General features: G+C 72.4%; 19 protein-coding genes. 9 read left to right on the top strand and 10 right to left on the bottom strand.

What is annotated here, in order from left to right:
• Positions 1-25 precede the first annotated feature (25 nt).
• From egtA to ABT171_RS07365, 5 genes are all read left to right on the top strand, one after another.
• Positions 26-1,375: an ergothioneine biosynthesis glutamate--cysteine ligase EgtA gene (gene egtA, locus ABT171_RS07385; protein WP_351240770.1), complete on the top strand. Its 1,350-nt coding sequence runs from the start codon at positions 26-28 to the stop codon at positions 1,373-1,375.
• Complete coding sequence (egtB, locus tag ABT171_RS07380; RefSeq protein ID WP_351240768.1) at positions 1,372-2,736, top strand: ergothioneine biosynthesis protein EgtB; 1,365 nt, start codon at positions 1,372-1,374, stop codon at positions 2,734-2,736. The genes egtA and egtB overlap by 4 nt, the downstream gene beginning before the upstream one ends.
• Positions 2,736-3,515 (top strand): ergothioneine biosynthesis protein EgtC, encoded by a 780-nt coding sequence (gene egtC / locus ABT171_RS07375; RefSeq protein WP_351240766.1) that lies wholly within the window; start codon positions 2,736-2,738, stop codon positions 3,513-3,515. Before egtB ends, egtC begins: the two co-directional genes overlap by 1 nt.
• Positions 3,512-4,471 (top strand): L-histidine N(alpha)-methyltransferase, encoded by a 960-nt coding sequence (gene egtD / locus ABT171_RS07370; protein WP_351240764.1) that lies wholly within the window; start codon positions 3,512-3,514, stop codon positions 4,469-4,471. Before egtC ends, egtD begins: the two co-directional genes overlap by 4 nt.
• A 109-nt stretch (positions 4,472-4,580) precedes the next feature.
• Positions 4,581-4,796, top strand: coding sequence for a dodecin (locus ABT171_RS07365; protein ID WP_351240762.1), 216 nt, complete (start codon positions 4,581-4,583; stop codon positions 4,794-4,796).
• 17 nt (positions 4,797-4,813) lie between these two features.
• Here the strand turns inward: ABT171_RS07365 and ABT171_RS07360 are convergent, their stop codons facing one another.
• The gene (locus tag ABT171_RS07360) at positions 4,814-5,305 is read right to left on the bottom strand and encodes a phosphatase domain-containing protein (RefSeq protein WP_351240760.1); all 492 of its coding nucleotides are present in this window, start codon (positions 5,303-5,305) and stop codon (positions 4,814-4,816) included.
• 82 nt (positions 5,306-5,387) lie between these two features.
• Between ABT171_RS07360 and ABT171_RS07355 the strand changes: the two genes are divergently transcribed.
• The 3 genes from ABT171_RS07355 to ABT171_RS07345 all read left to right on the top strand — a co-directional run bounded on the left by ABT171_RS07355 (position 5,388) and on the right by ABT171_RS07345 (position 9,030).
• A complete protein-coding gene (locus ABT171_RS07355) occupies positions 5,388-6,395 on the top strand; it encodes an LLM class flavin-dependent oxidoreductase (RefSeq protein ID WP_351240758.1) in 1,008 nt (335 codons plus the stop codon).
• Between the two features lie 74 nt (positions 6,396-6,469).
• Entirely contained in the window at positions 6,470-6,664 is a 195-nt protein-coding gene (locus tag ABT171_RS07350) for an antitoxin (RefSeq protein WP_351240756.1), read from the top strand.
• A 26-nt stretch (positions 6,665-6,690) separates the two neighbouring features.
• Entirely contained in the window at positions 6,691-9,030 is a 2,340-nt protein-coding gene (locus tag ABT171_RS07345) for an ATP-binding cassette domain-containing protein (protein WP_351240754.1), read from the top strand.
• 9 nt (positions 9,031-9,039) lie between these two features.
• Here the strand turns inward: ABT171_RS07345 and ABT171_RS07340 are convergent, their stop codons facing one another.
• The 7 genes from ABT171_RS07340 to ABT171_RS07310 form a co-directional block, all read right to left on the bottom strand.
• Complete coding sequence (locus tag ABT171_RS07340) at positions 9,040-9,549, bottom strand: hypothetical protein (protein WP_351240752.1); 510 nt, start codon at positions 9,547-9,549, stop codon at positions 9,040-9,042.
• 30 nt (positions 9,550-9,579) lie between these two features.
• The gene (locus tag ABT171_RS07335; RefSeq protein WP_351240750.1) at positions 9,580-10,140 is read right to left on the bottom strand and encodes a hypothetical protein; all 561 of its coding nucleotides are present in this window, start codon (positions 10,138-10,140) and stop codon (positions 9,580-9,582) included.
• An 80-nt stretch (positions 10,141-10,220) separates the two neighbouring features.
• Positions 10,221-11,027 (bottom strand): lysophospholipid acyltransferase family protein, encoded by an 807-nt coding sequence (locus ABT171_RS07330; RefSeq protein WP_351240748.1) that lies wholly within the window; start codon positions 11,025-11,027, stop codon positions 10,221-10,223.
• Entirely contained in the window at positions 11,027-11,797 is a 771-nt protein-coding gene (locus ABT171_RS07325) for a GNAT family N-acetyltransferase (RefSeq protein WP_351240746.1), read from the bottom strand. The genes ABT171_RS07330 and ABT171_RS07325 overlap by 1 nt, the downstream gene beginning before the upstream one ends.
• Positions 11,798-12,026: 229 nt before the next feature.
• Positions 12,027-12,776 carry a succinate dehydrogenase/fumarate reductase iron-sulfur subunit gene (locus ABT171_RS07320; protein WP_351240744.1) on the bottom strand — a complete coding sequence of 250 codons (750 nt, stop codon included), beginning with the start codon at positions 12,774-12,776 and terminating at the stop codon, positions 12,027-12,029.
• Entirely contained in the window at positions 12,773-14,722 is a 1,950-nt protein-coding gene (locus tag ABT171_RS07315) for a fumarate reductase/succinate dehydrogenase flavoprotein subunit (protein WP_351240742.1), read from the bottom strand. The genes ABT171_RS07320 and ABT171_RS07315 overlap by 4 nt, the downstream gene beginning before the upstream one ends.
• Before the next feature lies 1 nt (position 14,723).
• Positions 14,724-15,395, bottom strand: coding sequence for a succinate dehydrogenase (locus ABT171_RS07310; RefSeq protein WP_351241101.1), 672 nt, complete (start codon positions 15,393-15,395; stop codon positions 14,724-14,726).
• Positions 15,396-15,515: 120 nt separating this feature from the next.
• Here ABT171_RS07310 and ABT171_RS07305 point away from each other — a divergent pair, with 120 nt between their 5' ends.
• Positions 15,516-16,400, top strand: coding sequence for a LysR family transcriptional regulator (locus ABT171_RS07305; protein WP_351240740.1), 885 nt, complete (start codon positions 15,516-15,518; stop codon positions 16,398-16,400).
• A gap of 120 nt (positions 16,401-16,520) precedes the next feature.
• Here ABT171_RS07305 and ABT171_RS07300 read toward each other — a convergent pair whose 3' ends face one another.
• Together ABT171_RS07300 and ABT171_RS07295 are read right to left on the bottom strand one after the other, a co-directional pair.
• A complete protein-coding gene (locus tag ABT171_RS07300; RefSeq protein WP_351240738.1) occupies positions 16,521-18,665 on the bottom strand; it encodes a putative bifunctional diguanylate cyclase/phosphodiesterase in 2,145 nt (714 codons plus the stop codon).
• Entirely contained in the window at positions 18,662-19,474 is an 813-nt protein-coding gene (locus ABT171_RS07295) for an SAM-dependent methyltransferase (protein WP_351240736.1), read from the bottom strand. The genes ABT171_RS07300 and ABT171_RS07295 overlap by 4 nt, the downstream gene beginning before the upstream one ends.
• Between the last annotated feature and the right edge of the window lie 237 nt (positions 19,475-19,711).

Here is a 19,711-nt window from a genome sequence, read left to right as displayed (position 1 = left end):
GGTGGAATCTCAGGAGGATCCCGACATGTCCGATGCACAGAGTGACGGTGGCGACTGTACGGACCACCGCACCGCCATCACCGAAGCCGAGGTGGAGGCCCTGGTCCGGGGCATCTGCTTCAAGACCGGACCGCCCCGCGCCCTGGGTGTGGAGCTGGAATGGCTCATCCATGAGCTGCGCATGCCGCAGCTCCCCGTGACACCCGAACGACTCGAAGCGGCGTACGCCGCACTGCGGACCGTGCCCCTGCGGTCGCCGCTCACCGTGGAACCCGGCGGCCAGCTGGAGCTGAGCTCGCCGCCCGCCGCCTCCCTGATGGAGTGCATCGGCACCGTCTCCGCCGACCTGGACACCGTCCGCGCCCTCCTCGCCGAGCACGGTCTCGGTCTGGTCGGCATCGGCCACGACCCCTGGCACACCCCCCGCAGGTTCCTGCACGAGCCGCGTTACGACGCGATGGAGACCTGCCTGGACCGCACCGGCCCGGCGGGCCGCCACATGATGTGCACCTCCGCCTCCGTGCAGGTCTGCGTGGACGCCGGCCATGCGGAACCGGGCCCGCTCGGGCACGAGCGGCGCTGGTGGCTGGCCCATACGCTGGGGGCCGTCCTGGTCGCCGCGTTCGCCAACTCCCCGCTGCTCGGCCGCGAGCCCACGGGCTGGCTGTCCACCCGGCAGCTGCTGTGGATGGAGATCGGCGCCGCCCGCGCGGGCGCTCCCCCGCTGGACGGCGACCCACGGACCGCCTGGGCCCGGCACGTGCTGGACGCGCCGGTGATGTGTGTGCGCCGGGACCGCGGGCCGTGGGAGGTGCCCGAGGGGCTCACCTTCCGGGAGTGGACCCGTTCCCGCTCGCCCCGGCCGCCCACCCGGGCGGACCTCGACTATCACCTGACCACCCTGTTCCCGCCGGTGCGGCCGCGCGGCCACCTGGAACTGCGGATGATCGACGCACAGCCCGGCGACGACGGCTGGATGGTACCGCTCGCGGTGACGGCGGCGCTGTTCGACGATCCGCAGGCCGCCGAGACGGCGTACCGGAGCGTGAAACCCCTCGGGGAGCGGGCCCTGAACCTGCCCGCCCCGCACAACCCGCTGTGGACCGACGCGGCCCGCCGCGGGCTCGCCGACCCGGAACTGCGCGAGGCCGCGGACCTGTGTTTCGCGGCGGCGCTGGAGGCGCTGCCCCGGCTCGGCGCCACCGCCGGGGTGACGGCCGCGGTGGCCGCGTACCGGGACCGCTATGTCGCCCGGGGCCGCTGTCCGGCCCACGACCTGCTGGACCGGCTGGACGGCGGCGTCCCGCCCCTGGCCCGGCCCGGACGCACCGGGGGCACCCCCACCGCCCACGGGAGGAAGGACATCCGCACATGACCGCCCCCGAGACCGGCATCGCGCCGGCGGAGACGACGGAGACGACGGAGACGACGGAGCGGGACAGCGGGGCGCTGCGGGAGCGCGCGCTGGCCTCGCTGACCACCGCCCGCGCCCGCACCACGCTGCTGACCGGCTGCGTCGAGGACCCGGACCTCACCGCCCAGCACTCGCCGCTGATGTCCCCGCTGGTGTGGGACCTCGCGCACATCGGCAACCAGGAGGAGCTGTGGCTGCTGCGGGCGGTCGGCGGCCGGGACGCCATGCGCCCCGAGATCGACAGCCTCTACGACGCCTTCGAGCACCCGCGCGCCGAGCGTCCCGCGCTGCCGCTGCTGCCGCCCGCCGAAGCCCGCCGCTACGCGGCCGAGGTGCGCGGGCGGGTCATGGACCTGCTGGAGAAGGCGGACTTCCACAGCACCCGGCTGACCGAGGCCGGTTTCGCCTTCGGCATGATCGCCCAGCACGAACAGCAGCACGACGAGACCATGCTGATCACCCATCAGCTCAGGAAGGGCCCGCCGGCGCTCACCGCACCGGATCCCGCACCGGCTCCGCCGTTCACCGGTCCCGCCGAAGTCCTGGTGCCCGGTGGCCCGTTCACCATGGGCACCTCGGCCGAGCCGTGGGCGCTGGACAACGAACGCCCGGCACACACCCGTGAGGTGGCGCCGTTCTGGATCGACACCACCCCGGTGACGAACGCGGCGTACCAGGCGTTCATCGAGGACGGCGGCTACGACACCGAGCGCTGGTGGGCCCCGGAGGGCTGGGCCCACATCAAGCGGCACGCCATCACGGCCCCGCTGTTCTGGCGCCGGGACGGCGACCGCTGGCTGCGCCGCCGCTTCGGGGTGACCGAGGCGGTCCCGCCGGACGAGCCGGTGCTGCACGTGTGCTGGTACGAGGCCGACGCCTACGCGCGCTGGGCCGGGCGCCGGCTGCCCACCGAGGCGGAGTGGGAGAAGGCCGCCCGGCACGACCCGGCCACCGGCCGCTCGACGCGCTATCCGTGGGGCGACGCGGACCCGGCGCCGGAACACGCCAACCTGGGCCAGCGGCACCTCGGTCCCGCCCCCGCCGGCAGCTACCCGGCCGGCGAGTCCCCGCTCGGCGTACGCCAGTTGATCGGTGACGTGTGGGAGTGGACGGCGAGCGACTTCCTGCCGTACCCGGGGTTCCAGGCCTTCCCGTACAAGGAGTACTCGGAGGTGTTCTTCGGCTCCGACCACAAGGTGCTGCGCGGCGGCTCGTTCGCGGTGGACCCGGTGGCCTGCCGGGGTACGTTCCGCAACTGGGACTACCCGATCCGGCGGCAGATCTTCTCCGGGTTCCGCACCGCCCGCTCGGAGGCCGTCTGATGTGCCGTCACCTGGCCTATCTGGGGCCCGAGACACCGCTCGGCCACATCCTCGCGGAGCCCGAGCACAGCCTGCTGCGCCAGGCGTGGGCACCCCGGCGGCAGCGCCACGGGACCGTCAACGCCGATGGTTTCGGGGTCGGCTGGTACGCCCCGGACGATCCGGCGCCGGCGCGCTACCGGCGTGCGGGACCGATCTGGGCGGACCTGTCCTTCGCCGACCTGGCGCGGGTGGTGCGCTCCGGCGCCGTCCTGGCCGCCGTACGGGACGCGACGCTCGCGGGCGCCGACGCCGAGGCCGCCGCGGCGCCCTTCGCGTGGGGCCGTTGGCTGTTCAGCCACAACGGCGCCGTCGCGGGCTGGCCCGACTCCGCGGCCCCGCTGGTGTCCGCGCTGCCCCCGGTCGAGCTGCTGTCGCTGCAGGCCCGTACCGACTCGGCGTTCGTCTGGGCGCTGGTCCTGCACCGGCTGAGGTGCGGTGACGAGCCGGACCAGGCCCTCGGTGAGACGGTGCGGCAGCTGGCCGGGGCGGCCCCCGCCTCCCGGCTCAACCTGCTGCTGACCGACGGCTCGACGATCGCCGCCACCGCCTGGGGCGACAGCCTCTGGTACCGCACGGAGCCGGGCCTGAGCACGGTCGTCGCCTCCGAGCCGTACGACGACGATCCGCTCTGGCGGGAAGTCCCCGACCGCACCGTGCTCACCGCCAGCCGCGCCGGCGTGCTGCTCGCACCGCTTGAGGATCCGGCGTCCGCACCCACGAAGGAGCCCTGTACGTGAGCCCCTTGTCTGTCACCCGCACCCTCCCCGAGGACGCGACGGACGCCGCGCTGCGCGCCGACGTCCTGCACGGCCTCACCGTCGACCCCAAGTGGCTGCCGCCCAAGTGGTTCTACGACGCCCGCGGCAGCGAACTGTTCGAGCAGATCACCGAGCTGCCCGAGTACTACCCCACCCGCGCCGAGCGGGAGATCCTCGCCACCCGGTCCGGCGAGATCGCCGCGGCCAGCGGCGCCCGCACGCTGGTCGAACTCGGCTCGGGCTCCTCGGAGAAGACCCGCTACCTCCTCGACGCGCTCGCGCCCGCGGCGTACGTCCCGGTCGACGTCAGCGAGAGCGCCCTCGTCCAGGCCGGGAAGGCGCTGGTCGCGGACCGCCCGGACCTCGCCGTGCACGCGCTGATCGCCGACTTCACGGCCCCCCTGGCCCTGCCCGAAACCCCCGGGCCGCGGCTGCTGGCCTTCCTCGGCGGCACGGTCGGCAATCTGCTGCCCGCCGAACGTGCCCGGTTCCTGGCCTCCGTGCGCGCACTGCTCGCGCCCGGCGACGGGCTGCTGCTCGGCACGGACCTGGTCAAGGACGAGCGGGTGCTGGTCCGGGCGTACGACGACGCGGCCGGCGTGACGGCCGCGTTCAACAAGAACGTGCTGGAAGTCGTCGACCGCGAGCTGGGCGCCGACTTCGACCCGGACGCCTTCGACCATGTGGCGGTGTGGGACGCCGAGCGGGAGTGGATCGAGATGCGGCTGCGCTCCCGTACCGCGCAGACCGTGAAGGTGCCCGCGCTGGACCTCGCCGTGGACTTCGCGGCGGGCGAGGAGCTGCGCACCGAGGTGTCGGCGAAGTTCCGCAGGGACGGCGTGACGGCCGAACTGGCTGCGGCGGGACTGGAGTTGACCCACTGGTGGACGGACGCGCAGGGCCGCTTCGCGCTGTCGCTGAGCGTGGTGCGGTGAGCCGGACGCCCCGGTGTGGTTCCCCGGTGGTCCCGGCGCGGGCCCGCCGTGCGGTCCGGGTGCGGATGCGGCACCGTGGAGTACGGCGCGACACGAGAGGAGCACCCGCATGACGAACCACACCTACCGGGTCACCGAGATCGTCGGCACCTCGCACGAGGGTGTCGACCAGGCCATCCGCAACGGCATCGCCCGGGCCGACCAGACCCTGCGCAATCTGGACTGGTTCGAGGTGACGCAGATCCGCGGCCAGATCGAGAACGGGCGGATCGAGCACTACCAGGTCGGCCTGAAGGTGGGTTTCCGCATCGAGGACGGCGACTGAGGACGGCCGCTGAGCCGTCAGGTACGCCCTTCGCGTTCCTGTGCCTCCTCCAGCGCGGCGGACTTGGCGGCCCAGCGGGCCCGCACCACGGTGAACCCGGCACGTTCGGCGTCGTCGCAGACCAGCTCGTCGTCGTCCACGACGACCCGCACCGCGCGGTCCCGCGCGAGCCGGCGCAGGATCTCCAGCTTGGTGAAGCGGGCCGGCCTGCGGTCGGCGTTGCCGCGCATGTGCACCCGCCCCTCGGGCAGCCCGTGGCGCGCGAGCCATTCCAGAGTGTCCCGGCGGTAGCGCTCGGGCCGGCCCGTGAGATAGACGACCTCGCACTCCCGGGCGCTGTCCACCGCCAGTGCCACGCCCTCGGCGAGCGGCGGATCGGCGGGCGCGGCGGCGAAGAACGCGCCCCACTGCCGCGGCCGGCTCTCCAGGAAGTGCTGCCGGTGAGCGGTGTCGGCCAGGGTGTTGTCGAGGTCGAACACGGCCAGCGGAAGCCCGTTGCTGTCGGTCACAGGGTCACCTTAGCCAGGCTCTTCGGGGACCGGCGCCGGAGCGCCCCGGGAATCATCCGGCGGTCAGGGTGTTGAATCCTGCGTGAGCAGTACAGCGATCGCGGGGACCCCGTTCTCCGTCCTCGACCGTTCCCGCGCCCGGGAGGGGCGTCCGCCCGCCGAGGCGCTGCGCGACACCGTCGCGCTGGCGCGGGAGGCGGAGGCGCTCGGCTACCACCGCTTCTGGGTGTCCGAGCACCATGGCGTGCCCGGCGTCGCCGGCTCCGCGCCGACCGTGCTCGCCGCCGCGGTCGCCGCCGCGACCCGTACGATCCGGGTCGGCACCGGCGGCGTGATGCTGCCCAACCACCGGTCCCTCGTCGTCGCCGAGCAGTTCGGCGTCCTGGAGTCCCTGTTCCCCGGCCGGATCGACATGGGGCTCGGGCGTTCCGTGGGTTTCACCGACGGGGTGCGCCGGGCGCTCGGCCGGGGCAAGGAGGACGCCGGGGACTTCGCGGCACAGCTCGGCGAGCTGCTGGGCTGGTTCGCGGGCACCTCACCGACGGGGGTGCGGGCACGCCCCGCGGAAGGGCTGCGGGTGCCGCCGTTCGTGCTGGCCGTGGGCGAGGGCGCGCGGATCGCGGCGCGTGCCGGACTGCCGATGGTGATCGGCGATCTGCGCGGCCGGGAGAAGCTGCTGCGCGGCGTCGACCAGTACCGTTCGCTGTTCCGCCCCTCGCCCTGGGCGTCCGCGCCGTATGTCGTGGTCTCCGGCACGGTCGCCGTCGCCGGCAGCGAGGCGGAGGCGCGGCGGCTGCTGGTCCCGGAGGCCTGGGCGATGGCGTACTCCCGCACCCACGGCACCTTCCCGCCGCTCGCTCCGGCCGAGGAGATCGAGGCCCGGCCGATGAGCGCGAAGGAGCGCGGCTTCTACGAGGCCTCTCTCGCCGGCCACATCGCCGGGACCGGCGAGCAGGTCGCGCACGAGCTGGAGACGGTGCTGAAGGAGACGGGGGCGGACGAGGTGCTCGTCACCACCAGTGGTTACGACCGTACGGCGCTGCTGGACTCGTACCGGCGTCTCGCCGCGCTGTTCGCGCCGGACCGCTGACGGGCCCGGGATGCGAACCCGGCCGGAGCCGGTGACCCTGGGAGGGGAAGCCGCAAGCGACGAGGAGGGCTGCCATGTCCTTCATGGACAAGATCAAGGGAATGCTCAAGGGCCATGAGGGCATGGCCGACAAGGGCATCGACAAGGGCGGCGACTACATCGACCAGCGCACCGGCGGCACGTACCAGTCGCAGGTCGACGCCGCTCAGGACAAGCTGAGGGACGAGTTCGGCACCCGTCCGAACCGGGACAACCCGCCGCAGTCGTAGCGTACGGGGGCGGCTAGAGTTCCCCCATGCACAGCCCCCGCGACCCGCACGATCCCTGCGTCCGCGTACGCGGAGCCCGTGAGCACAACCTCAAGGGCGTCGACGTGGACATCCCGCGGGACGTACTGGCCGTGTTCACCGGCGTGTCCGGCTCGGGGAAGTCGTCCCTGGCGTTCGGCACGATCTACGCCGAGGCGCAGCGGCGGTACTTCGAGTCGGTCGCGCCGTACGCGCGCAGACTGATCCACCAGGTCGGGGCGCCCAAGGTGGGGGAGATCACCGGGCTGCCGCCCGCGGTCTCGCTGCAGCAGCGCCGCGCGGCCCCCACCTCGCGTTCCTCGGTGGGCACGGTCACCACTCTCTCCAACTCCCTGCGCATGCTGTTCTCCCGGGCCGGGGAGTATCCGCCGGGTGCCGAGCGGCTCGATTCGGACGCGTTCTCGCCGAACACGGCGGCCGGTGCCTGCCCGGAGTGCCACGGCCTCGGCCAGGTCCACGACACCACCGAGGAGCTGCTGGTCCCGGACCCCTCGCTGTCCGTCCGCGAGGGCGCCATCGCCGCCTGGCCCGGCGCCTGGCAGGGCAAGAACCTGCGCGACATCCTCGACGCGCTCGGCCACGACGTGGACCGGCCCTGGCGGGAGCTGCCCGCGCGGGCGCGGGAGTGGATCCTGTTCACGGACGAACAGCCGGTCGTCACCGTCCACCCGGTGCGGGACGCCGACCGCATCCAACGGCCGTACCAGGGCACGTACACGAGCGCCCGCCGGTATGTGCTGAAGACCTTCTCGGACACCAGGTCCGCGTCGCTGCGGGCGAAGGCGGAACGGTTCCTGACCAGCGCGCCCTGTCCGGTGTGCGAGGGCAGCCGGCTGCGGCCCGAGGCGCTCGCGGTGACCTTCGGCGGCCGGACCATCGCCGAACTGGCCGCGCTGCCGCTGACGGACCTGGCCGCACTGCCGGCCGGCCGCACCGAGACCGCGCGGGTGCTCACCGAGGACCTGAAGTCCCGGATCGCGCCGGTCGTCGAGCTGGGCCTCGGCTACCTCAGCCTCGACCGCTCCACCCCCACCCTCTCGGCGGGCGAGCTGCAGCGGCTGCGGCTCGCCACGCAGCTGCGCTCCGGGCTGTTCGGCGTCGTCTACGTCCTGGACGAGCCGTCCGCCGGACTGCACCCGGCGGACACCGAGGCGCTGCTGACCGTGCTGGGCCGGCTGAAGGCCGCGGGCAACTCGGTGTTCGTGGTGGAGCACCATCTGGAGGTGGTGCGCGGCGCCGACTGGCTGGTGGACGTGGGCCCCGGCGCGGGCGAGCACGGCGGACGTGTGCTGTACAGCGGGCCGCCGGCCGAGCTGGCGTCGGTCGAGGAGTCGGCGACGGCCGCGTTCCTCTTCGACGAGTCACCGGGGCCCGCGCGTGCGGTCCGCGAGCCGCGGGGCTGGTTGAGGGTGGGTCCGGTGACCCGGCACAACCTGCGCGCGGTCACGGCCGAGTTCCCGCTCGGCGCCTTCACCGCCGTCACCGGGGTCTCGGGTTCCGGGAAGTCCACACTCATCGGAGAGCTGACGGAGGAACTGGCGGGGGTGGACCGGCTGGTCCGGGTCGACCAGAAGCCGATCGGGCGCACCCCGCGGTCCAACCTGGCCACCTACACCGGCCTGTTCGACGTCGTACGCAAGCTGTTCGCCGGGACGGAGGAGGCGCGCACGCGCGGGTACGGCGTCGGCCGCTTCTCGTTCAACGTGGCGGGGGGACGCTGCGAGACGTGTCAGGGCGAGGGGTTCGTCAGTGTCGAGCTGCTGTTCCTGCCGAGCACGTACGCGCCCTGCCCGGACTGCGGCGGTGCCCGCTACAACCTCGGGACGCTCGAAGTGCCGTACCGGGGACGGAACATCGCCGAGGTGCTCGCTCTGACGGTGGAGGCCGCGGCGGAGTTCTTCGCCGGCGTCCCGGCCGCCGCCCGCAGCCTGGGCACCCTGCTCGACGTGGGCCTCGGCTATCTGCGCCTCGGGCAGCCGGCGACCGAGCTGTCCGGCGGCGAGGCACAGCGGATCAAGCTGGCGAGCGAACTGCAGCGCGGGCGGCGCGGGCACACCCTCTATCTGCTGGACGAGCCGACGACGGGGCTGCACCCGGCCGATGTGGAGGTGCTGATGGACCGGCTGCACGGGCTGGTCGACGCCGGGCACACCGTCGTGGTGGTCGAGCACGACATGACGGTGGTTGCGGGCGCGGACTGGGTGATCGACCTGGGCCCCGGCGGGGGCGACCGGGGCGGGCGGATCGTCGCGGCCGGGACGCCGGAGCGGGTGGCCCGGGCAAAGGGCAGCGCGACGGCGCCCTTCCTGGCCCGGGTCATCCCCTGAACAGGACGCTCAGGTACTGAGCAGCCGGTTGAAGAACGAGCGGTAGCGGCGCAGCGCCCCGCGCAGTTCCTCGGTGTCGACCCGCTCGCCCTGGCTCCACTGGGCCTCCAGGTCCTTCTTGTGCTGGGCGAAGGTGGACGCCAGAGCCTGCATGACGTCCGCCACCAGTGTGTCGGCGTCGTGCACGGCCTCGCGGGGGTCGTCCACGAACTTGTTCTGGGTCTGCTGCCAGCGCTCGCGGAACCCGCGTTCCTCGTCGTCCGTCAGCAGCTGCGGCACCTCGTCGTCCGAGGCGTCCGGGGTGCCCCCGGCGGCCGGGGCCTCGGGGGACTCGGCCTCGGTGCCGGCTCCGCCCGTGGCGGACTCGCCGCCCGTGCCCTCCGTCGCGGTGCTCTCACCGGGATAGACGGGGGCTCCGGAGGATGCCGGCTCCGTCTCCGCGCCGGTGGCGGACGGCTGGGCGAGGTCCTCGGTGGACAGACCGCCGGTGGTGCGGTCCTCGTCCTCGTTTCTGTGCATGGGTTCCTCCATGCGGGGTCGTGTTCGCGGTCAGGACCGGGCGGGCTGCGCCCGGCCGCCGCCGTCGGAGAGCAACTCGTCGAACAGGGCGCGGTAGTGCACCATGGCGCCCCGCAGCTGCTCGGTCGTCGCCTGCTTCCGGGTGGTGAGGGTCTCCACCTCGTGCGCGGCCCGGTAGTGCTCCAGCGTGGCGCCGTGCTCCACCGAGAGGTCCTTCATCTGCTGCTCGAACCCCTCGGTCGGGTATCCGCGCTCGTGCATCAGGGAGGTCACCAGCCGGTCGGCGTCGTGCACCGCGTCTTCCGGCCGGTCGACGAACTCCTCCTGGACACTGCTCCACTCCCGCGTGTAGCGGTCCCTTGAGACGGTGGGCAGCGGTTTGATCTCCAGCGCGTCGTGTCGCCGCTCGCGCTCCCGGAGCTCACGCTCGGCGGCGAGCCGGCTGTCGGATCCCTCGACCGTCCGTTCGTACTCCGGGCCGAAGCGCTGACGGAGGTGACGGCGTCGCATCAGCAGTGAGACCGCCACAGCGGCCAGAGCGAGCACCACCACGATTGGAATGATGATCGCCAGAAGCGTTCCCGTGGACATGGCCACACGCTCCTCAGGGAGTAGTGATGTGCACTGTCCGTCTTCCCATTCGCCCCATATGTAAGCCTTTGGTCGATTGGTCAGGCGGAGACCAGGACCTCGTGGGTCCAGGGCTCTGGAAAGACCGGCCGGGCCGCGCGGGCGAGGGAGCGGCGGTCGGAATGGGTGCCCGGCGGTATCACCGGGCGTATCTCCACCTCCGCGATCAGGCCGCGGGTACGGGCCACCCGCCACAGGGAGGCCAGCAGGGTGTCCTCGCCGACGAACGCCGCCGCGGTGCTGGCCGTGCCGCCGTCCCGGGTGTAGCGAAGCCGCACCGGCTGTACGGGCACGCCCGCGTCCAGCGCGGCCTGGAAGACCGCCCGGTGGAAGCGGCCGTGGGCCCGCCCGCACCAGGTGCTGCCCTCGGGGAACGCGGTCACGGCCGCCCCCTCGCGCAGCGCCCCGGCGATCCGGGCCACCGTCCCGGGCAGGGCGCGCAGCCGGTCCCGCTCGATGAACAGGGCCCCGCCGCGCGCGGCCAGCGAACCCGCCACCGGCCACTGCCGGATCTCGGTCTTGGCCAGCATCCGGGCCGGCCGTACGGCGGTCAGCAGCGGGATGTCCAGCCACGAGACGTGGTTGGCGACCAGCAGCAGCCCGCCCGCCGGCGCGGCGGCACCGGTGAGGCGTACCCGGACCCCGAGGGCCCGCACGATCGCCCGGCTCCACCGCCGGACCCACTCGGCGGGGATCCGCCGGCCGAGCGGGGACAGCGCGATCCCGGCCAGCAGCAGGACCACGACCGCGGCCAGCCGCAGCACGGCCCGGGGTACGGCCGCGGCAGCCGGGGCCGGCTCCACACAGGCGCCCGGGGTGCAGGGCGCGCTGGGCAGCCAGACGCTCATCAGGCGGGCACGAGGGCGAGGAAGTGCCGCAGGTAGCGCGGGTTCACCCGGCGCATCGACAGCAGCACGTACAGGTCGGCGACCCCGAAGTCCGGGTCGTGCGCGGGCTCGCCGCACACCCAGGCACCGAGGCGCAGGTAGCCGCGCAGGAGCGCGGGCAGCTCGCTGTGCCCGGCCGGGGACCCTGCGTGCGGGGACCACGGGACGAGCGGCCGTACCCGGAACTCCTCGGGTGCCAGGTGCTTGGCGCGCACCCGCTCCCAGGTGGCGGTGGCGAGCGCGCCGCCGTCGGCGAGGGGTACCGAGCAGCAGCCCGCCAGCCACTCGTGTCCGCGGTCGGTCATGTACCGGGCTATCCCGGCCCAGATCAGACTGATGACGGCGCCGTCGCGGTGGTCGGGGTGCACACAGGAGCGGCCGACCTCGACCAGGCCGGGCCGGATCGCGGCGAGCGGGGTCAGCTCGAACTCTCCCTCGGAGTACAGCCGCCCGGCGACCGCGGCCCGCTCCGGCGGCAGCAGCCGGTAGGTGCCGACGACCTGTCCGGTCACGGTGTCGCGCACCAGCAGGTGGTCGCAGTACGCGTCGAAGGCGTCGATGTCGTACCCCGGCTGCGGGGTGGCGATCAGGGCGCCCATCTCCCCGGCGAAGACGTCGTGCCGCAGCCGCTGCGCGGAACGCACGTCGGCCTCGTCGCGGGCGAGGGTGACGGTGTAGCGGGTGGGTGCCGCGGGCTGCGGAGGACGGTCGAGCGTGGTGACGCCGGTCATGGCTCTCTCCAAGGTCACGGGCCGGGTCGGCAGGGCGGGGCAGTCCGTCGGTCGGTCTGCCCCTCCTGTTCTTCCGACGCCGGTTGGCCTGCCGGTGACCGGCGCCCGGAGAGCGGGTGTGGGCTTGCTGAACGGCGTGGGCGGACCCCGCCCTGTTCCAGAACCGGAAGGTGCCGTCCCGAGACCGACGGGCCGGGCGACCTCATGGTCCAGAGCCGCGGTGCGGGCGCTACCTCTTGCCCGCCTTGCGCGTGGCCCGCAGCCACTCCCTGTTCATGCTCGTGATCGACACCAGCGGAATCCCCTTGGGGCAGGCCGTCGCGCATTCCCCGGTCAGCGTGCAGCCGCCGAAGCCCTCCTCGTCCATCTGCGCCACCATGTCCAGCACCCGCGTCTCCCGCTCGGGCGCCCCCTGCGGCAGCACGTTGAGGTGGTTGACCTTGGCGGAGGTGAACAGCATCGCCGCGCCGTTGGGGCACGCGGCCACGCACGCCCCGCACCCGATGCACTCCGCGTGCTCGAAGGCGAAGTCGGCGTCGGCCTTCGGCACCGGCGTGGCGTGCGCCTCCGGCGCGGATCCGGTCGGCGCGGTGATGTAGCCGCCGGCCTGGATGATCCGGTCGAACGCGGACCGGTCGACCACCAGGTCCTTGATCACGGGGAAGGCCGCCGCCCGCCAGGGCTCGATGTCGATCGTGTCGCCGTCCGCGAAGGACCGCATGTGCAGCTGGCAGGTGGTGGTCCGTTCCGGTCCGTGCGCCTCGCCGTTGATGACGAGCGAGCACGCGCCGCAGATGCCCTCGCGGCAGTCGTGGTCGAAGGCGACCGGTTCCTCGCCGGAGAGGATGAGCCGCTCGTTGAGCACGTCCAGCATCTCCAGGAAGGACATGTCGGACGAGATGCCGTCCACCTCGTAGGTGGACATCGCTCCTTCGGCGTCGGCGTTCTTCTGCCGCCAGACGCGCAGGGTGAGCTTCATGCGTAGCTCCGCTGGGTGGGATGGACGTACTCGAAGACCAGGTCTTCCTTGTGCAGGACGGGGGCCGCTCCGGTGCCGCTGAACTCCCAGGCCGCCGCGTAGCCGAACTCGTCGTCCCTGCGGGCGGCCTCGCCGTCCGGGGTCTGGGACTCCTCGCGGAAGTGACCGCCGCAGGACTCGCCGCGGTGCAGTGCGTCGAGGCACATCAGCTCGGCGAGCTCCAGGTAGTCGACGATCCGGTTGGCCTTCTCCAGCGACTGGTTGAACTCCTCGCCGGTACCGGGCACCTTGATGCGCCGCCAGAACTCCTCGCGGATCTGCGGGATGCGTTCCAGGGCCTTGCGCAGCCCGGAGTCGGTGCGGGCCATGCCGCAGAACTCCCACATGAGCTCGCCGAGTTCGCGGTGGAAGGAGTCGGGGGTGCGGTCGCCGTCGGCGGACAGGAGCAGGTTGAGCCGGTCCTCCGTCTCGGCCAGCACCTCCTGTACGGCGGGGTGTTCGCCCGTCACCGGCTGCTGGTGCGGGTTGCGGGCCAGGTAGTCGTTGATGGTGGCCGGGAGCACGAAGTAGCCGTCGGCCAGGCCCTGCATCAGCGCCGAGGCGCCGAGCCGGTTGGCACCGTGGTCGGAGAAGTTGGCCTCGCCGATCGCGAACAGGCCCGGGATGGTGGTCTGCAGGTCGTAGTCGACCCACAGGCCGCCCATCGTGTAGTGCACGGCCGGGTAGATCCGCATCGGCACCTCGTACGGATCCTCGTCGGTGATCCGCTGGTACATGTCGAAGAGGTTGCCGTACTTGGCCTCGACCGCCTTGCGGCCCATGCGCTGGATCGCGTCGGCGAAGTCGAGGTAGACGCCCTGCCCGCCGGGGCCCACTCCCCTGCCCTCGTCGCAGACGTTCTTCGCGGCGCGGGAGGCGATGTCGCGCGGGACCAGGTTGCCGAAGGACGGGTAGATGCGCTCCAGGTAGTAGTCGCGCTCGTCCTCGGGGATCTGGTGCGGCGGGCGGGTGTCGCCCTTGGCCCTGGGCACCCAGATCCGGCCGTCGTTGCGCAGCGACTCGCTCATCAGGGTCAGCTTGGACTGGTGGTCGCCGGTGCGCGGGATGCAGGTGGGGTGGATCTGGGTGAAGCAGGGGTTGGCGAAGTACGCGCCGCGCCGGTGCGCCCGCCAGATGGCGGTCGCGTTGGAGTTCATGGCGTTGGTCGACAGGTAGAAGACGTTTCCGTAACCGCCGCTGGCGAGTACGACGGCGTCGGCGAAGTACGTGTCGATGCGCCCGGTGATCAGGTCGCGGGCCACGATGCCCCGGGCCCTCCCGTCCACGACGATCAGGTCCAGCATCTCGGTACGCGGGTGCATCTCCACGTTGCCCGCGGCGATCTGCCTGCTGAGGGCCTGGTACGCGCCCAGCAGCAGCTGCTGGCCCGTCTGGCCGCGGGCGTAGAAGGTCCGCGACACCTGGACGCCGCCGAAGGAACGGGTGTCGAGCAGGCCCCCGTACTCGCGGGCGAACGGCACGCCCTGGGCCACGCACTGGTCGATGATCTCGACGGAGATCTGCGCGAGGCGGTGGACGTTGGACTCGCGGGCGCGGAAGTCGCCGCCCTTGACGGTGTCGTAGAAGAGGCGGTGGATGGAGTCGCCGTCGTTGCGGTAGTCCTTCGCCGCGTTGATGCCTCCCTGCGCGGCGATGGAGTGGGCGCGGCGCGGGGAGTCCTGGTAGCAGAACTGGACGACGTGGTAGCCCTGTTCGGCGAGGGTGGCACCGGCGGAGCCGCCCGCCAGGCCGGTGCCGACCACGATGACCGTGTGCTTGCGCCGGTTGGCGGGGTTGACCAGCTTGGCCTCGAAGCGGCGCTTGTCCCAGCGCTCGTGGATCGGGCCGGACGGAGCCTTGGTGTCGGTGACCGGGTCACCGGTCGCGTAGTTCACGTAGTCGGTCATGTCAGCTCACCACTCCGGTCATGACGCCCACGGGTACGGCGATGAAACCGGCCGTGAGCAGCAGCGCGAGGACGTTGGCGATGGTCTTCAGGGCGCGGTCGCGGGCGCGGCTGCCGACGCCGAGGGTCTGTGCGGCGCTCCAGAAGCCGTGCCGGATGTGCAGGCCGAGCGCGAGCATCGCGACGATGTAGACGACGTCGCCGTACCAGGTGGAGAAGGTGTCGACCACGTTCTGGTACGGGTGGCCCTCCTGGAAGCCGCCGGGGTGCACGGTGCCGGTGGTCAGGTCCAGGATGTGCCAGACGATGAACAGGCCGAGGATGATGCCGCCCCAGCGCATGGTGCGGGTGGCGTAGCTCGCCCGCGGCTTGCTGTGCACGTACTTGCTGGGCCGCGCCCTGATGTCGCGGCGGCTGAGCTGGTACGCGGACGTGGCGTGGGCGACCACGGCGACGACGAGGACGATCCGGATGAGCCAGAGCGTCCACTCGTAGTGCATGAAGGGTTCGCCGATGGTGCGCAGCCAGTGGGCGTAGTGGTTGAACTCGCCCGCCCCGAAGTAGATCTTCAGGTTCCCGATCATGTGCGCCACCAGGTACAGCAGCATGATCAGGCCGCTGACGGCCATCACCGTCTTCTTGCCGACGGAGGAGTCCCACATCGTGCGCGCCATGGACGGCCGTCGGTCCGTCCGCGTTGCCAGAGCCATGGAACAGCACGCTAGGGCCGCGGGAGCCGATCGGTCCAAGACATGGTCCAGCTTGTTTCCATAGGCGAGAACTATCATCGCAGTATGCAGTTCCAGCAGCTCCAGTACTTCGTGGCCGTCGCCGAGGCCCGGCACTTCACGCGCGCAGCCGAGCTGGTGCATGTCGCCCAGCCGTCGCTGTCGCAGCAGATCAAGGCGCTGGAGCGGGAGCTGGGCGCGGATCTGTTCCTGCGCGCGCGGGGCAACATCACGCTGACCGACGCCGGTGAGGCGCTGCTGCCGCTGGCCCGGCGGATCCTGGCCGACGCGGACACGGCACGGTACGAGGTGCAGGAGCTGGTGCAGCTGCGGCGGGGCCGGGTACGGCTGGGGGCGACGCCGAGCCTGTGCACCGGTCTGCTGCCGGATGTGCTGCGCGCCTTCCACGACCGGTATCCCGGCATCCAGCTGCTGATCGAGGAGGGCGGCTCGCACGACCTGGTGCGGGAGCTGGCGCGCGGTGCCCTCGATCTTGCGCTGATCGTGCTGCCGCTGCCCACGCCGGCACCCGCGCTGTCGACGGTGGAACTGCTCCGGGAGGAACTGGTGGTGGTGTCCTCACCCGAGGCGCCGGCGCCCGGCCGGGGCGGACGGGCCGTCCGCATCGACGATCTGGAGGGTGAGCGGCTGGTGATGTTCCGGCACGGGTACGACCTGCGGGAGCTGACCGTGGCGGCGTGCCGCTCCGCCGGGTTCGAGCCGGAGTTCGCGGTCGAGGGGGGTGAGATGGATGCGGTGCTGGGGTTTGTGCGGGCCGGGCTGGGGGTTGCCGTGGTGCCGCGGATGGTTGCCACCCGGGCCGGTCCGGGACTCAGGGTGACGCCGCTGGCCCGTCCCGGGCTGCACCGGACGATCGCGTTGGCCCACCGCAGTGATGTGGCGCCGCCGAGGGCCGCCAGGGAATTGCAGCGGATGCTTCTTGAGCGGTGAGGGTGTCTTCCGTGCGAACTCGCCTGCCGGACAAGCGTCTTCGCGCGTGCGAGTGCGGTGTGGTCGCCCGCGCAGTTCCCCGCGTCCCGCGGGGAACTGCGCCGCCGCTTCCTGAAGAACTCAGCCGGTTGCGTCCACCAGCGCGAGGTCGTGCAGCCGCTCGGGTGGACCCGGGCGGGCGTAGTACCAGCCCTGGGCCGTGTCGCAGCCCAGTACCCGGAGTTGTTCGGCCTGGGCGCCGGTCTCCACGCCCTCGACCGTCACGGCGAGGTCGAGGCTGTGGGCGAGGGAGACGATGCCCTCCACGATCTTCAGGTCGACGGGGTCGGCGGGGAACTGCTGCATGCCCTGGGTGAAGGAGCGGTCCAGCTTGAGGACGCGCACCGGCAGGCGGCGCAGGTTGGCGAGGTTGGAGTAGCCGGTGCCGAAGTCGTCCAGGGCGATGTCGACGCCCATCTCGGCGAGCCGGTGCAGGGGTTTGAGCAGATCGTCGTCGGCGCCGATGAGCGCGGACTCGGTGACCTCCAGGCACAGGGCTTCCGGGGCCACCCCCGCGCGCTCCAGGATGTCGACGGTGTCCTGGACCAGGCGGGGATGGCTGAGCTGGCACGGCGAGAGGTTGACGTTGATGCGCAGGGGCCCGGCGGTCTGGTCCTCGCCATGGCGTTCTCGCCAGGCGCGGGCCTGGCGGATGGACTCCTCCAGGACCCAGCGGCCGAGCGGCACGATCAGACCGGTGTGCTCGGCGAGCGGGATGAAGCGGTCGGGGCCCAGCACGCCGTGCTGCGGGTGCAGCCAGCGGACCAGGGCCTCGGCGCCGCGGACGCTGCCGTCGCCGAGGTGGACGAGCGGCTGGTACTCGATGAAGAACTCGCCGCGTTCCAGGGCCGTCGGGAGGGCCGTCGTCAGGCCGTGGCGGGTGATCGCGCGGGCGTCGGCCTCCGGGTCGGCGAGTTCGGAGCGGTTGCCGCCCGCGGACTTGGCCCGGTACATGGTGATGTCCGCGCTGCGGAGCACCTCCGCCGCCGTGCGCTCGCCCGCCGGGCCCTCGACGATGCCGAGGCTGCCGCGCACCAGCAGGTCACGGCCGTCGATACTGACCGGGGTGACCAGCGCGTTCATGATCCGCTCGGCGAGCTCGTCCACCTTGCGCGCGGTGCCGGGGCCGGTCGTCAGGGCCACGAACTCGTCGCCGCCCAGCCGGGCGACCATCTCGCCGGGCGCGGTCGCACAGGACTGCAGCCGGTCGGCGACCTCCACCAGCAGCCGGTCGCCGGCCGCGTGCCCGAGGCTGTCGTTGACGGTCTTGAAGCCGTCCAGGTCGAGGTAGCACAGGCCGAAGCGCTGCCCCTCCCCCGCGTTCAGCACCTTCTCCAGGCGCTCGAAGAACAGCGTGCGGTTGGGCAGGCCGGTGAGCGCGTCGTGCGTCGCCTCGTAGCGCAGCCGGAGGTTGAGCAGCCGGCGCTCGGTGGTGTCCTCCATGAGGGCGAGCTGGTACTGCGGTCTGCCGTCGGCGTCCCGCAGCAGGGAGACCGTCAGATTGGTCCACAGGACCGTGCCGTCGGGCCGGTTGAAGGCCTTTTCGAGGTGGTAGTGCTCGCGCTCGCCGCGGACGAGTTCGTCGTAGAGCTTCCAGGTCTGCGGCGCGTCCTCGGGGTGCACCCAGTCCTGGACGCGGCGGTCGCGCAGCGTGTGCGAGGAGAGCCCGAACATGCGCATCAACGCCCCGTTGACCTGGAGGACGTTGCCGTCGAGGTCGGCGATGCCGATCCCTATGGCGGCGCCCTCGAAGACCGCGCGGAAGCGCGCCTCGCTGGCGTGCAGCGCCTGGGCGACCACGCCCTGGGCCTGCAACGCGGCCTGGGCGATGGACTCCTGCTCGGCGCGGGTGCGCTCGCGCAGCGCCCCGGCGTACCCGGCGGCCATCGCGTGCTGCAACCGCGAGGAGCGCAGCCGGGGTTCGTCCTGGGGGCCGTCCTCGGCGCAGTACAGCACCAGATAGGCGTCGACGCAGTCCAGGGTGCGGGCGAGCGCCTCGGGGTCCGTGCAGTGGGCGTCGACCAGGGCGGCGCCGACCGCCTTGGCGCCGTCCGCGTCGAAGCCGTGCGCGCGCAGCAGCTCGCTCAACCGGCGTGCGAGCGGAAGGAGTTGTTCCTCGAACTCGGCGCGGGTCAGCGAGGTGGAGGTCACCGGGTAGACCGCCCGGCTCCAGATCGTGGTGAACCGGCGCAGTCTGTCCTCCGGCCCGTCCGGCTCGGCCCTCACGCCGTACGCCCCACGCCGGCGAACCCCGAGAAGGCGAACGGATCCTCGTCCTCCGGCGCCGACTCCGGCCGCCAGTGCGGCATCGGCACCAGTCCCGGTTCCACCATGTCGTACCCCTCGAAGAACCGCGCGATCCGGTCGCGCGAGCGCATGATCAGCGGGCTGCGAATGTCCTTGTATACGTCCACCGCGCCCTCGGCCCGCTCGGCGGGCACCGGGATTCCCTCGTACGAGGCATGGGTCAGGATCAGCAGGCTGCCGGGCGCGAGCGCGTCGCGCAGCTCGGCCACCGCACCATAGGGGTCGTCCGCGTCTTCCACGAAGTGCAGTATGGCAACGAGGAGGAGCGCGACTGGCCGGTTCAGGTCGATCAGCCGCTCCACCTGGGGGCTAGACAGGATCTCCTGCGGCTTGCGCAGGTCCGCGGCGACGATGTCCGCGGCGTCGTTGCCCGCCAGTACCGCCTGGCTGTGCGCGACGGCGACCGGGTCGTGGTCGACGTAGACCACACGGGCGCCCGGCGCGGCCGCCTGGGCCACCTCGTGGACGTTGCCGAAGGTCGGGATGCCGGATCCGATGTCGAGGTACTGGGTGATGCCCTCGCCGGCCGCGAACCGTACGGCGCGGCGCATGAACGCCCGGTTGGCCTGCATGATCTTCGGCAGGCCCGGCATGAACCCCAGCGCCTTGCGGGCCGCTTCCCGGTCCACCTCGAAGTTGTGCGAACCGCCCAGGTAGTAGTCGTAGATCCGCGAGACGCTCGGCACCGAGATGTCGATGCTCCGGGGGGCCCAGGCGGGGCGCTCCATGTATCACTCCAAGGCGTAGGCGACAGGGACAGGCGATCCGGTGTTCGAGCTGAGGCTACTGATCGCCCGCGAAAGGAGCGAGCCAAACCGGAAATTGACCGTCCGTTCCCGGTCACAGCCTGCGAAGTCGCTGTCGCGTGTGCCGGGGTTTGCCCGTCTTGCGAGTACGGGACGCCAAGGCTCCGGAGCACACAGAACGGTCCGCCCCCTCCGTGCGGTGCGGAGGGGGCGGACCTG

The organism is Streptomyces sp. NPDC001851 (assembly GCF_040297165.1).
Classification (GTDB): Bacteria; Actinomycetota; Actinomycetes; order Streptomycetales; family Streptomycetaceae; genus Streptomyces.
Note: the sequence above shows the minus strand (reverse complement) of the source record. Positions and strands in the feature narration are given on the sequence as shown.

Excerpts from the sequence above, each read along its gene's own strand:
- egtA (WP_351240770.1), top strand. The coding sequence starts at position 26 with ATGTCCGATGCACAGAGTGACGGTGGCGACTGTACGGACCACCGCACC.
- egtC (WP_351240766.1), top strand. The coding sequence starts at position 2,736 with ATGTGCCGTCACCTGGCCTATCTGGGGCCCGAGACACCGCTCGGCCAC.
- ABT171_RS07295 (WP_351240736.1), bottom strand. The coding sequence starts at position 19,474 with ATGGAGCGCCCCGCCTGGGCCCCCCGGAGCATCGACATCTCGGTGCCG.
- ABT171_RS07345 (WP_351240754.1), top strand. The coding sequence starts at position 6,691 with ATGCACAGCCCCCGCGACCCGCACGATCCCTGCGTCCGCGTACGCGGA.
- egtB (WP_351240768.1), top strand. The coding sequence starts at position 1,372 with ATGACCGCCCCCGAGACCGGCATCGCGCCGGCGGAGACGACGGAGACG.
- ABT171_RS07325 (WP_351240746.1), bottom strand. The coding sequence starts at position 11,797 with ATGACCGGCGTCACCACGCTCGACCGTCCTCCGCAGCCCGCGGCACCC.
- ABT171_RS07330 (WP_351240748.1), bottom strand. The coding sequence starts at position 11,027 with ATGAGCGTCTGGCTGCCCAGCGCGCCCTGCACCCCGGGCGCCTGTGTG.
- ABT171_RS07310 (WP_351241101.1), bottom strand. The coding sequence starts at position 15,395 with ATGGCGCGCACGATGTGGGACTCCTCCGTCGGCAAGAAGACGGTGATG.
- ABT171_RS07305 (WP_351240740.1), top strand. The coding sequence starts at position 15,516 with ATGCAGTTCCAGCAGCTCCAGTACTTCGTGGCCGTCGCCGAGGCCCGG.
- ABT171_RS07320 (WP_351240744.1), bottom strand. The coding sequence starts at position 12,776 with ATGAAGCTCACCCTGCGCGTCTGGCGGCAGAAGAACGCCGACGCCGAA.
- ABT171_RS07365 (WP_351240762.1), top strand. The coding sequence starts at position 4,581 with ATGACGAACCACACCTACCGGGTCACCGAGATCGTCGGCACCTCGCAC.
- ABT171_RS07350 (WP_351240756.1), top strand. The coding sequence starts at position 6,470 with ATGTCCTTCATGGACAAGATCAAGGGAATGCTCAAGGGCCATGAGGGC.
- ABT171_RS07315 (WP_351240742.1), bottom strand. The coding sequence starts at position 14,722 with ATGACCGACTACGTGAACTACGCGACCGGTGACCCGGTCACCGACACC.
- ABT171_RS07335 (WP_351240750.1), bottom strand. The coding sequence starts at position 10,140 with ATGTCCACGGGAACGCTTCTGGCGATCATCATTCCAATCGTGGTGGTG.
- ABT171_RS07340 (WP_351240752.1), bottom strand. The coding sequence starts at position 9,549 with ATGCACAGAAACGAGGACGAGGACCGCACCACCGGCGGTCTGTCCACC.